This window comes from Actinoplanes sp. NPDC048791 (assembly GCF_040650095.1).
Taxonomy (GTDB): domain Bacteria; phylum Actinomycetota; class Actinomycetes; order Mycobacteriales; family Micromonosporaceae; genus Actinoplanes.
This window is the reverse complement of record NZ_JBEZGQ010000216.1, coordinates 1-10499: the sequence shown is the minus strand read 5'-3', so window position 1 is coordinate 10499 and position 10499 is coordinate 1. Positions and strand designations below refer to the sequence as shown.

Here is a 10499-nt window from a genome sequence, read left to right as displayed (position 1 = left end):
GCCGCGCCCGCCTGGCCCGCCGGGGCCGAAGCCGCCGAATCCGGGACCGCCGAAGCCCGGGCCGCCCTGGCCGAACGGGAATCCGGGCGGGAAGCCGAAGCCGCGCATGAGGCCCTCGCGCAGGCTGCCGGGGTGACCGTGGCCCTCGTGCATGTGGTGGTGTCGCATGACCTTCTCCGATCTGTTGTCGATAGTTAGACGATATATCGGCAACATGTCAGACGCAAGGGTTTCTCCGATCGGAGGGGGCGGCGCGGGTGTATCCGGCCTGCCATCTGGCAATCTGGTAGCTGTGTTGACGGTGCCCATCCGCCAGCTCGGCGAGTCCGAGCGGGCGACGGTCGAGCGGATCCTCGACCAAGACCCGTACGCCGGCGCGCAGATCGCCGAGCGTGTGGCTGCGCATGGGCTCAACTGGTGGCGCTCCGACGGCCGGATCTACGGGTACGGCACGGGCCGCCGCATCGAATCGCTCTGCTGGTCCGGCGCTCACCTCGTGCCGGTGTGCACAACGCCGGCCGCGGTGGCCGCCTACGCCGACCTGCTCGGCGCCGAGCCGCGCATCTGCTCGTCGATCATCGGGCGGGCCGACGCCGTGCTCGACCTCTGGGAACGCCTCGGCGGGCACTGGGGTCCGGCCCGTGACGTGCGGCCGCACCAGCCGCTGCTGGTCGCCGACCGGGAGGCGCCGATCGCCCCCGACCCCGAGGTGCGCCTGGTGCAGCCGGGCGAGGTGGACCAGCTCTTCCCGGCCGCGGTGGCGATGTACACCGAGGAGGTCGGCGTCTCGCCGCTGATCGACGACGGCGGGCGCGGCTACAAGCGGCGGATCTCCGAGCTGGTGCGCTCGAAGCGGGCCTACGCGCGGTTCGTCGGCGACCGGGTCGTGTTCAAGGCCGAGCTGGCCATCGTCACCCGGCGCACCACGCAGGTGCAGGGAGTCTGGGTCGACCCGGAGTTCCGGGGGCACGGCATGGCCGCGGGAGCGATGGCGGCGGTGCTGCGCGACGCGCTGCGCCGGGTGGCACCCACCGTGAGCCTGTACGTCAACGACTACAACGCGCCCGCCCGCCGGGTCTACGCGCGCTGCGGCTTCGTGCCGAACGGCAGCTTCGCCACCGTCCTCTTCTAAGGCCGGCCCAGCCCGGCGATGAGCTCACCCAGGGCCGCGGCGCCGCCCTGCTGCAATTCCGGCGTCGGCACCAGGGCCATCACCGGGACGTCGACGCCGGCCGCGGCGTAACGCGCCACGTGCTCGCGGCACTGCGTCGGTGAGCCGTGCACGATCAGCTCGTCCACCACCTCGTCCGGGATCGCCGCCAGCGCGCCCTTGCGGTCGCCGGCCGCCCACGCCGTCCACATCGGAGCCAGGGCGGGCTCGCGGCCGAGCCAGCGGTGGAACTCCGCGTACGCCGGGACGGTCAGGTAGGCCGCGATCATCCGGCGGCCGACCGTACGGGCGTAGGCGGCGTCCTCGGTCGGGCACACGAAGATGCGCGCCACCACGTCGAAGTCCGGCCGGTCGGACTTGGCCTCGGCCAGCGCCCGGGGCACGTCGGTGGCCGCCAGCCAGTTCAGGATCACGCCGTCGGCGGCGGACGCGGCCAGCCGGAGCATGCCGGGACGCAGAGCGGCGAGCAGCACCGCCGGCGGGGTCGCGGGCGGGCGCTCGAGCTTGAAACGACGGACCCGGAAGGTCTCGAACTCACGGTCGACCACCTCGCCGGCCAGCGCCGCGCGCAGGAACTCCAGCATGTCCCGGCTGCGGGCGAACGGCTTGGTGAAGTCGGCCGCGTTCCAGTCACCGACGACGACCGGAGAAGACGCGCCGATGCCGAGCTGGAACCGGCCCGGCGCGGCCTCGGCCAGCGCGGCGGCCGTCATCGCGAGCAGGGCCGGGCCGCGGGTGAAGACCGGAGTGATCGCCGTCCCCAGCCGGGCCTGCGGCTGCCAGGCGGCGGCCAGGGTCAGCGGGGTGAAGGCGTCGGTGCCGGCCACCTCGGATGACCAGAAGTCGGTGAAACCGGCGTCGGCCAGGGCTGCGAACACCGCGGCGTGCTCGGCCAGCGGCACCCCGCCCAGCGGTACGGTCATTCCCCATCGCGTCGGCATCTCCCGATCCTGCCCTGTGATCGAGGTGAGGTCCACCACTGTCACTTCCATCGACGGGCATCACGAGCAACTATTTGAACTGACCAGTCAGTTCGAAAAGTGGGTGTCGTGATGCCGGTTCTGACCGCTACCGGGGCGGGCGTACGCCACCGCCGCCGGTGGCTCTTCCAAGACCTCGACGTGAGCGTCGAGCCGGGAGAGATCGTGGCGATCGTCGGCCCGCCGGGCAGCGGGCGGACGACGGTGCTGCTCGCGCTGTCGCACCGCTTCAAGCTCACGGCGGGCCGGGTCACCGGGTCGGCCGCGCTGGGCTGGGTGCCCGACGTGACGGCGCCCGAGCCGGTGCTCACGGTGATCGAGCACGTGCGGGAGCGGTTGCTGCTGACCGGCCGGCCCCCGCGGGAGGCCGGGCAGGTGCCGTTGCTCGGCCTTGACCCGCAGCTGAAGGGGTACGAGCTGAGCCCGTTCCAGCGGCAGTTGCTGGGGCTGGTGCTGGCTCGGCTGGAACGGCCTCGGGTGATCGCGCTGGATGCGGTGGATGAAGGTCTGGACGCGGGCGAGACGCGGGAGTTGTGGGCGCAGCTGGAGTCGATCGCGGCGGACGGTATCGCCGTGCTGGTGACGGCGCGCGAGGTCGACCCGGGACGGGTGTCCACAGTGGTACGGCTCGGTGCGGCGCAATCGCCGGAGCCGGCACCGGCCGTCGTTGATGACGCCGCGTGGCAGTCGCCGGTGGAGGAACACGAAGCGGATCAGGGCACAGCGACCGAGACCGAAGCAGCGCTTGATCTTGAGGCGCCGGCTCAGGTGGAGGTGGCCGCAGAAGCCGATTCGCCGGCCGGGACCGAGGCGGAAGCCGAAGCGGAGACGCGGGCCGACGGAGACCCGGCGGCGGGGGAGAGCGACCCCCAGCCCGACGGCAACGCGCAGGAGGAGAAGTCATGACCGGTTTGTCCAGCGTCCGGCTCGCCGGCTTCGAGCTGCGCCGCTTCCTGCGCGGCCGCCTCCCCGCAGCCGCCCTCGTAGTCCTCTGCGTGGTCCCCCTCCTCTACGGCGCCCTCTACCTCTACGCCTTCTGGGACCCCTACGGCCGGCTCAACCACATCCCCGCCGCCCTCGTCGTCGAGGACGTCACCGCCACCGCCAGTGACGGCACCAAGGTCCACGCCGGCCAGGATCTCGCCGATGAGCTGATCAAGCGGGAGGTCTTCGACTGGCACGTCACCGACGAGCGTGGCGCCCAGGCCGGCCTCGCCGACGGCAGCTACCAGCTCGCTCTGCGCATTCCGCGGGACTTCTCCCAGGACCTGACCACCGGCCCGGATCCCGACGCCACCCCGACGTCCTCCCGGCTGGTGGTCATCAACGACGACGCCACCAACTACCTCTCCGGCGTCTTCTCCCGGACCGCGTTCCAGGAGGTCCAGGCCGCCGCCGCCCAGCGGGCCCAGGCCGGCTATTTCGACAAGATGCTGATCGGCTTCACCGACGCCAAGAAGGAGTCCGAGCGGGCCGCCGACGGCGCCGCGAAGCTGGAGGACGGGGTGAGTGACGCGAGCAGCGGCGCCGACCGGCTGGCCGGCGGCCTCACCGACGCCGACCGCGGCGCCGGGCAGCTGTCCAACGGTCTCGGCAGTGCCGCGCAGGGCGCCGACGACCTCGCCGACGGCCTGGCCACGTTGCAGGCCGGGGCGGCCCAGCTCGCCACCGGTACGCAGCAGGCGGCGGCCGGCGGCCGGCAGCTCGCGACCGCGGTCGACACCGCCGCCGACAAGGTCGAGCCGTTGCTGCGGCAGAACGCCGAGCTGATCGCCGACGCCGCCGACCAGGTGGCCGACGGCGCCGACCTGCTCGCCCGCAACGTCGACAAGCTGGACGACGCAGCCGGGGACGCCGTGCGGCGGGCCCGGGAGCTGCAGAAGTACATCAACGCGCTGCCCGAGGACACCCCGCAGCTGGCCGAGATGAAGGACCTCGTGCGGCAGCTGGTCAGCGCGGCCGAGCGGGTGCAGTCCACGGTCCACTCCGCCGACCTGGACGCGCTGAGCGCCCGGCTGCACGAGGTCGCCGCGACCGCCCGTGAGGTCGCGAAGGCCGCGCCGCACCTGGCCGACGATGTCGCCAACGCCCGCAGCAGCGTCGACCGGCTCGCCGCCGGCCTCGGCGAGCTCGCCACCGGGGCCCAGCGGCTCAACAGCGGGGCCGCCGATGCCGCGGCCGGGGCCGACGACCTGCGCGGGGGGATCTTCCGGCTGGCGTCCGGCGCGCGTGAGCTGGACGGCGGCCTCGACTCGCTGACGACCGGCGGCCATCAGCTCGCCTCCGGCCTCGGTGACCTGCGCAGCGGTACCGCCAAGCTGGCGTCCGGGCTGGCCGACGGGGCGGAGCAACTGCCGGGGTACGGCGACGACCCGTCCCAGCGCGCGGACGTGCTCAGCGACCCGGTCGCCCTGAACCGTACGGTGCGCCACCCGGCCGCCACGTACGGCGTGGGTTTCGCCCCGTACTTCCTGGCCCTGGCGCTCTGGGTGGGTGCCATGATCACTTATATGGTGCTGCGCCCGCTGAACCGCCGGTACGTGGTGTCCGGGGCGCCCGCGTACCGGGTGGCGCTGGCCGGGCTGTTGCCGGCGGTGGCGATCGGGCTGACCCAGGCATCATTGCTGTTCGCCGTGGTGGTCTTCGGCCTCGGCCTCAACCCGGTCAACCCGCTGCTCACCCTCGGTCTGCTGATGCTGACGGCGACCGCCTTCGCGGCGATCATGCAGTTGCTCGGGGCCGCGCTCGGCCCGGCCGGCCGGATCGCCGCGCTGGCCCTGCTGATGCTCCAGCTGACGTCGTCGGGTGGCACCTACCCGGTGCAGACCTCGCCGGACTTCTTCCAGGCCGTGCACCCGCTGCTGCCGATGACCTACGTCGTGGACGCCCTGCGCCACGCGATCGACGGTGGCCCGGCCGGTACGGTGGTCACCGGCGCACTGGCGCTGCTCGGCTACGGGCTCACGGCGCTGGCCCTGACCGTGGCGGTGGCCCATCGGTCGCGGCGGCTGACCCCGTCCGACCTGCATCCGGAGCTGGTGATCTGACAATCGTGGACGGACGGACCCGCAGGCGTGAGGACACCCGGCAGCGCCTGTTCGAGGCGGCGGTGGAGCTCATCGCCGAGCAGGGCTTCTCGGCGACCACGGTCGACGACATCGCGCTGCGGGCCAAGGTCGCCAAGGGCACCGTCTACTACAACTTCGCCTCCAAGACGGCTCTCTTCGAGGAGCTGCTGCGGCACGGGATCGGGCTGCTCACCGACGAGTTCCGGGCGGCGGTCGCCGGCCTGCCGCCCCGGGAGGCGGTCGACGCGCTGATCCGGGCCCAGCTGGAGTACATCCGCCGGTACCGGGCCTTCGCTCAGCTGCTGCTCTCGGAGATGTGGCGCACCAACCGGGAGTGGCAGCAGACGCTGGTGCTGCTGCGGGAGCAGGCGATCGGGGTGATCGCCGAGACCGTCCAGGCCGGGGTCGACTCCGGGGATCTGCCCGATGACCTCGACGTGCGGGTGGCCTCGTCGGCGCTGTTCGGGGTGGGGCTGGTCGTGGCGGTCGACTGGCTGGTGTTCCAGCCGGAACGGTCCATCGAGGACGTCGAGCAGTCCCTGCTGTCGATCGTCCGCCGGGTCGCTTGAGCGACCCGGCGGCACAAGCGAGGCGTCAGCCGACCGTGGAGCGGCTGCGCCAGGCGGTCGCGAAGGACGTCCGCCCGTTGGTGCGCAGCAGCGACCCCTCGTAGACGCGGGCGCCGACGGCGAGGAACACCACCGTGGAGACCGCCAGCACGAGCAGGGACACCACCGGCTCCCAGCCCGCCGCGTCCCCGGTGAACAGGCGCACCGGCATCGCGATCGGCGCGGAGAACGGGATGTAGGACAGCGCGGTCATCGCCGCGGCGTTCTCCCGCAGGAACAGCACCGCGAAGAACGGGCCCATCACCGCGAGCTGCAAGGGTGCCGAGGCGCCGTTGATGTCCTCCTGCCGCGCTGCAAGGGCGCCCACCCCGGCCCACAGGGTGGCCAGCATGATGAAGCCGATCAGGAAGAACGGCAGGAACCAGGCGATCGTCGGCCCGACCAGGGCGGTCACGTCCGCGTCCACCCCGGCGATCTGCATCCCGACCAGCGCGACCACCGCGATCAGGGCGATCTGCCCGAACGCCAGCAACGTCATCGCCGCCACCTTGCCGGCCAGCAGCGCCCGTACCGGCACGCTGGCCACCAGGATCTCGACGATCCGGGTCTGCTTCTCCTCGGTCACGCTCATCGCGATCTGCAGCCCGAAGGTGAACGAGGTCATGAAGAACAGGAAGGCCAGCGCGAACGGCACGACGAAGGCCAGGAACGGGTCGGTGGCGTCCGGGTCGAGCAACCGCACCGGCGGCGCGGTGCTGAGCGCCTCGACCACCTCGCTCGGGGCTTCCTCGAGGGCGAGCACGGTCGGGCCGGCGACCACGGCCGCCTCCACGTCGCCGTCGCGCACGAGCCGTTCCGCCTCGGCGTCGGTGGTGACCGTCCGCACCTCCAGGCCGGCCTGCTGCAGCGCCGTGGCCACCGTACGGTCGGTCGTGGCGACCTTGGCCGGGCCGCCGTCGAGCAGCCCCGGCAGCACGGTGCTGGCGATGGCGATCAGCAGGAAGAAGGCCGTACTGATCAGGAAGGTCTTGTCCCGGAGCTTGACCCGGATCTCGCGGGCGGCGACGAGCCGGGCGGCGGCAAGGGTGGTCACTGGTTCACCTCTCGGAAGATCTCGGCGAGCGACGGCGTGACGGGACCGAAGGAACGGACCGGGCCCCGGGCCAGCGCGGCGCGCAGCACCTCCTGGTCATCGGCGCCGGGGGCGAGGTCGAAGACCGCGCGGGCGCCGTCCAGGTCGATCAGCGTCACTCCCGGGTGGTCGCGCAGCCAGCCGGCGTCGGTGTCGACCTCGACGGCGAAGCGGGGAAGCGCGTAACCGGCCCGCAGCTCGGCCCGGCTGCCCGAGGCCCGGATCCGGCCGCCCGCGATGATCACCAGGTCGTCGCAGAGCCGCTCGACCACGTCGAGCTGGTGGCTGGAGAACAGCACCGGGGCGCCCGCGGACGCGCGCTCCCGCAGCACGCCGACGACCACGTCGACGGCCAGCGGGTCGAGCCCGGAGAACGGCTCGTCCAGCACCAGCACCTCGGGGTCGTGCACCAGCGCGGCGGCGATCTGCACCCGCTGCTGGTTGCCGAGCGACAGCTTCTCCACCTGCTCGCCGGCGCGGTCGCTCAGCCCGAGGCGCTCCAGCAGGGCGGCGGTGTTGCGGCGGGCCGCCTCGGCGCTCAGCCCGTGCAGCCGGCCCAGATAGACGATCTGGTCACTGATGGTCATCTTGGGATAGAGGCCGCGTTCCTCCGGCATGTAACCGAAGCGGTGCCGCAGCTCCCGGGTGAGCGGGACGCCCTGCCAGGTCACCTCGCCGGCGTCCGCCGCGAGCACGCCGAGCATGATCCGCATCGTCGTGGTCTTGCCGGCGCCGTTCGCGCCGACGAAGCCGGTCATCCGCCCGGCCTCCACAGTGAACGAGACGTCCTCGAGCACCCGGCGGTCCCCGAAGCTGCGACTGACGGCCTCGACTTTCAGCACGTTGGTCATGGTGACCACGCTAGGGCGCTTTCGCCGCCCGCGAGTCCGGCCCGAGGATGATCACCTGGGTCCTCCGCTAGGAGGACCCGGGCCGCACCACCCCGAGCTCGTACGCGAGCACAACCGCCTGCGTCCGGTCCCGGGCCCCGATCTTCATGAGCACCCGGCTCACGTGCGTCTTGACGGTGGTCTCGCCCAGCCGCAGCCGCCCGGCGATCTCGGCGTTGGTGGCCCCACCGGCCATCAGCACCAGCACCTCGTGCTCCCGCGGGGTCAGCTCGGCCAGCCGGGTCCCGGCGCCGGGCTGCCGCAGGGCCGGGTTGGCGAAGGTCTCGATGACCCGGCGGGTGATCGCGGGCGCCAGCAGCGCGTCCCCGGCCGCCAGCACCCGGATCGCCTCGGTCAGCGCCTCCGGGGTGCCGTTCTTGAGCAGGAAGCCGCTGGCCCCGGCCTGGAGCGCGGCGAACAGGTAGTCGTCGCGGTCGAACGTGGTCAGGATCAGCACCGACGGGCCGTCGTGCGCGGTGACCCGCCGGGTGGCCTCCAGCCCGTCCATGCCGGGCATCTCGACGTCCATCAGGATCACGTCGGGTCGCAGCCGGCCGGCCAGGGCGACCGCCTGGATGCCGTCGGCGGCCTCCCCGACCACCTCGATGTCGTCCTCGCTCTCCAGGATGGCCCGGAAACCGGTCCGCACCAGCTGGTGGTCGTCGGCCAGCAGCACCCGGATCATCGCTGCTCCCCGGCGGTGGTCAGGGCCCGGGACAGGGGCAGCCGCGCGCGGACGCGGTAGCCGCCGCCGGTGCGCGGTCCGTTCTCCAGCACGCCGTCGTGCACCGCGACGCGTTCCCGCATGCCGATCAGGCCGAGTCCACCGGCCGGAGCGCGGACGGCGCCACGGCCGTCGTCGGCCACGTCGACCTCCAGCTCCCCGGCCAGGTACCGGATCCGGATGTCCAGGGTGGACGCGTGGGCGTGCTTCAGGGTGTTCGTCACGGCCTCCTGGATGATCCGGTACGCCGCCTGCGACACGGAACCGGGCAGCGGCACCGGGTCGCCGTACACATTGCAGGTCGCGGTGAGACCCGCCTCCCGGGCGCGGGCCACCAGCTCGTCGACCCGTTCCAGGGTGGCCTCGGCCGGCGGCTGCTCGCCGGCGCCGCCGGTGTCGCGCAACGCGCCCAGCATCCGCCGCAGCTCGTCCACGGCGGTCCGGGCGCTGTCCTCGACGGCTGTCAGGGCCGTACGGGCCCGCTCGGGGTCCTTGTCCAGCATCCGGCGGCAGGCCGAGGCCTGGATGCCCATCACCGACACGTGGTGGGCGACGACGTCGTGCAGCTCGCGGGCGATCCGGACCCGTTCGCCGATGACCGCCCGCTCACCGGCCACCGCCTGCGCCGCCCGCAGCTCGGTCGTCCGCCGTTCGAGCTGCCACTGCCGCCGGGCCGCCTCGCCCAGGGCGTACGCGAAGCCGAAGAACGCCACGTTGATGATGGCGCTGTTGAGCAGGGCCGCCAGCAGCGGGGGCAGCTCGCCGGAGGCGCCGGGCGGTCCGTCCGCGAAGACCTCGTCGTGGGCCAGGAACCAGGCGACGGCCAGCCAGCTGAACATCGCGGCGATGATCACCAGGCGCAGCCGGCGGCTCCGGCGCCGGTTGCGGCCCCAGGCGCCGAGGGTGTAGATCGCGACGCAGAGGGCCCCGGAGGCCAGCTGCTGCTCCTGCGAACCGCGGATCTGAGCCGCGATGAAGAAGACCGCGACCAGCACCGCGACGACATCGGGATGGCTGCGCCGCCAGATCAGCGGCAGCGTCACCACCAGTGACCAACCGAGCTGCTCGGTCACCGAGGGTGCCGAGCTGGAGGCGAACAGACCGACACTGCGGGCCAGGAAGACGTTGAGCACCGCGACCGTGGCCATGGCCACGGCGATGCCGAGGTCGATGCGGCGCTGGCGGGGAGTCGGTCCGGGCCGCGGCCCGGCGTCGACGGTCGGGGACGTCATCCACCGACGATCGCACGGCTGCCGGGTCTGGTTTCCGGGCGGGTACGGCGGACCGTAGCGGCCACGATCGACGTGCCGACCAGCCAGCTCACCGCCACCACCAGCGCCGCCCGTTCGAGAGTGGCGCTCACCGGCCCGCGCCCGGACAGCAACATGGTCAGCCCGAGGACGGCACCGAGCGGCACGATGATCGCGACAGCGGTGGTGGACAGGCGGCGCAGCACCGGCCCGAAGGGTGCCGACAGGGCCACCAGCGCCATGGCCCCGGCCAGCAGCACCATGCCGATGACACTGGCCGCGGTGTGGCTGACGTCGGCCACGGTCGTCGGCTCGTACGGCGGGAGCGGGCAGCCGCTGGTGCACGGCACCACGCCCGACGTGCCGGCCAGCAGCGCCGCGATGCCGAGCAGTGTCGCCACCGGCCGCGAGTCACGTCCCAGGACCCGGCCCAGCAGCGCCACCCCCACGGCCAGCCCGACGAGCCCGCAGCGGTACGCGATCGCCAGCGGCATGCCGGTCGTGCCCGCCTCGCTGACGTAGCCCTCGGTCCAGGGGCCGGGCGCGGCGACCAGCCCGGCGAGCATGGTGAGCGCGCCGGCCAGGACTGCCACGCCGGCCAGGGCAGCGACCCGGTCGTGGCGGTACCCGAGCGCAACCATGATCTCCACCGTAGCCCGGCCGCGCGCCCGGACTGATCCAATGGTGGGTGTGGGAGAGCGGCGCACGATCGTGG

10 protein-coding genes are annotated in these 10499 nt (G+C 73.0%); 4 read left to right on the top strand and 6 right to left on the bottom strand.

Features of this window, described 5'->3' with window-relative positions; genetic code table 11:
* The first annotated feature begins 292 nt into the window (after nt 1-292).
* Entirely contained in the window at nt 293-1132 is an 840-nt protein-coding gene (locus tag AB0C29_RS17935) for a GNAT family N-acetyltransferase (protein WP_360821424.1), read from the top strand.
* On the opposite strand, the gene AB0C29_RS17930 is transcribed toward AB0C29_RS17935, so the two are convergent.
* A complete protein-coding gene (locus tag AB0C29_RS17930; RefSeq protein WP_360821422.1) occupies nt 1129-2112 on the bottom strand; it encodes an LLM class F420-dependent oxidoreductase in 984 nt (327 codons plus the stop codon). The two genes, AB0C29_RS17935 and AB0C29_RS17930, sit on opposite strands and share 4 nt — an antisense overlap.
* Nucleotides 2113-2223: 111 nt before the next feature.
* Here AB0C29_RS17930 and AB0C29_RS17925 point away from each other — a divergent pair, with 111 nt between their 5' ends.
* The 3 genes from AB0C29_RS17925 to AB0C29_RS17915 are packed head-to-tail and all read left to right on the top strand — an operon-like array spanning nt 2224 to nt 5788.
* Nucleotides 2224-3057: an ATP-binding cassette domain-containing protein gene (locus tag AB0C29_RS17925; RefSeq protein WP_360821420.1), complete on the top strand. Its 834-nt coding sequence runs from the start codon at nt 2224-2226 to the stop codon at nt 3055-3057.
* Nucleotides 3054-5198, top strand: coding sequence for a YhgE/Pip domain-containing protein (locus tag AB0C29_RS17920; RefSeq protein WP_360821418.1), 2145 nt, complete (start codon nt 3054-3056; stop codon nt 5196-5198). The genes AB0C29_RS17925 and AB0C29_RS17920 overlap by 4 nt, the downstream gene beginning before the upstream one ends.
* Before the next feature lie 2 nt (nt 5199-5200).
* The gene (locus tag AB0C29_RS17915; RefSeq protein WP_360821426.1) at nt 5201-5788 is read left to right on the top strand and encodes a TetR family transcriptional regulator; all 588 of its coding nucleotides are present in this window, start codon (nt 5201-5203) and stop codon (nt 5786-5788) included.
* A 25-nt stretch (nt 5789-5813) separates the two neighbouring features.
* Here AB0C29_RS17915 and AB0C29_RS17910 read toward each other — a convergent pair whose 3' ends face one another.
* From AB0C29_RS17910 to AB0C29_RS17890, 5 genes are all read right to left on the bottom strand, one after another.
* Nucleotides 5814-6881, bottom strand: a complete 1068-nt coding sequence (locus AB0C29_RS17910) for an ABC transporter permease (protein WP_360821416.1) — start codon at nt 6879-6881, stop codon at nt 5814-5816.
* The gene (locus tag AB0C29_RS17905; RefSeq protein ID WP_360821414.1) at nt 6878-7771 is read right to left on the bottom strand and encodes an ATP-binding cassette domain-containing protein; all 894 of its coding nucleotides are present in this window, start codon (nt 7769-7771) and stop codon (nt 6878-6880) included. The genes AB0C29_RS17910 and AB0C29_RS17905 overlap by 4 nt, the downstream gene beginning before the upstream one ends.
* A gap of 67 nt (nt 7772-7838) precedes the next feature.
* On the bottom strand, nt 7839-8495 hold the full coding sequence (locus AB0C29_RS17900) for a response regulator transcription factor (protein WP_360821412.1): 657 nt from the start codon (nt 8493-8495) through the stop codon (nt 7839-7841).
* Nucleotides 8492-9766, bottom strand: a complete 1275-nt coding sequence (locus tag AB0C29_RS17895; RefSeq protein ID WP_360821410.1) for a sensor histidine kinase — start codon at nt 9764-9766, stop codon at nt 8492-8494. The genes AB0C29_RS17900 and AB0C29_RS17895 overlap by 4 nt, the downstream gene beginning before the upstream one ends.
* The gene (locus tag AB0C29_RS17890) at nt 9763-10425 is read right to left on the bottom strand and encodes a DUF998 domain-containing protein (protein ID WP_360821408.1); all 663 of its coding nucleotides are present in this window, start codon (nt 10423-10425) and stop codon (nt 9763-9765) included. Before AB0C29_RS17890 ends, AB0C29_RS17895 begins: the two co-directional genes overlap by 4 nt.
* Nucleotides 10426-10499 lie beyond the last annotated feature (74 nt).

Coding starts and splice junctions, on each gene's coding strand:
- AB0C29_RS17930 (WP_360821422.1), bottom strand. CDS start 2,112: ATGCCGACGCGATGGGGAATGACCGTACCGCTGGGCGGGGTGCCGCTG.
- AB0C29_RS17925 (WP_360821420.1), top strand. CDS start 2,224: ATGCCGGTTCTGACCGCTACCGGGGCGGGCGTACGCCACCGCCGCCGG.
- AB0C29_RS17920 (WP_360821418.1), top strand. CDS start 3,054: ATGACCGGTTTGTCCAGCGTCCGGCTCGCCGGCTTCGAGCTGCGCCGC.
- AB0C29_RS17905 (WP_360821414.1), bottom strand. CDS start 7,771: ATGACCAACGTGCTGAAAGTCGAGGCCGTCAGTCGCAGCTTCGGGGAC.
- AB0C29_RS17900 (WP_360821412.1), bottom strand. CDS start 8,495: ATGATCCGGGTGCTGCTGGCCGACGACCACCAGCTGGTGCGGACCGGT.
- AB0C29_RS17895 (WP_360821410.1), bottom strand. CDS start 9,766: ATGACGTCCCCGACCGTCGACGCCGGGCCGCGGCCCGGACCGACTCCC.
- AB0C29_RS17890 (WP_360821408.1), bottom strand. CDS start 10,425: ATGGTTGCGCTCGGGTACCGCCACGACCGGGTCGCTGCCCTGGCCGGC.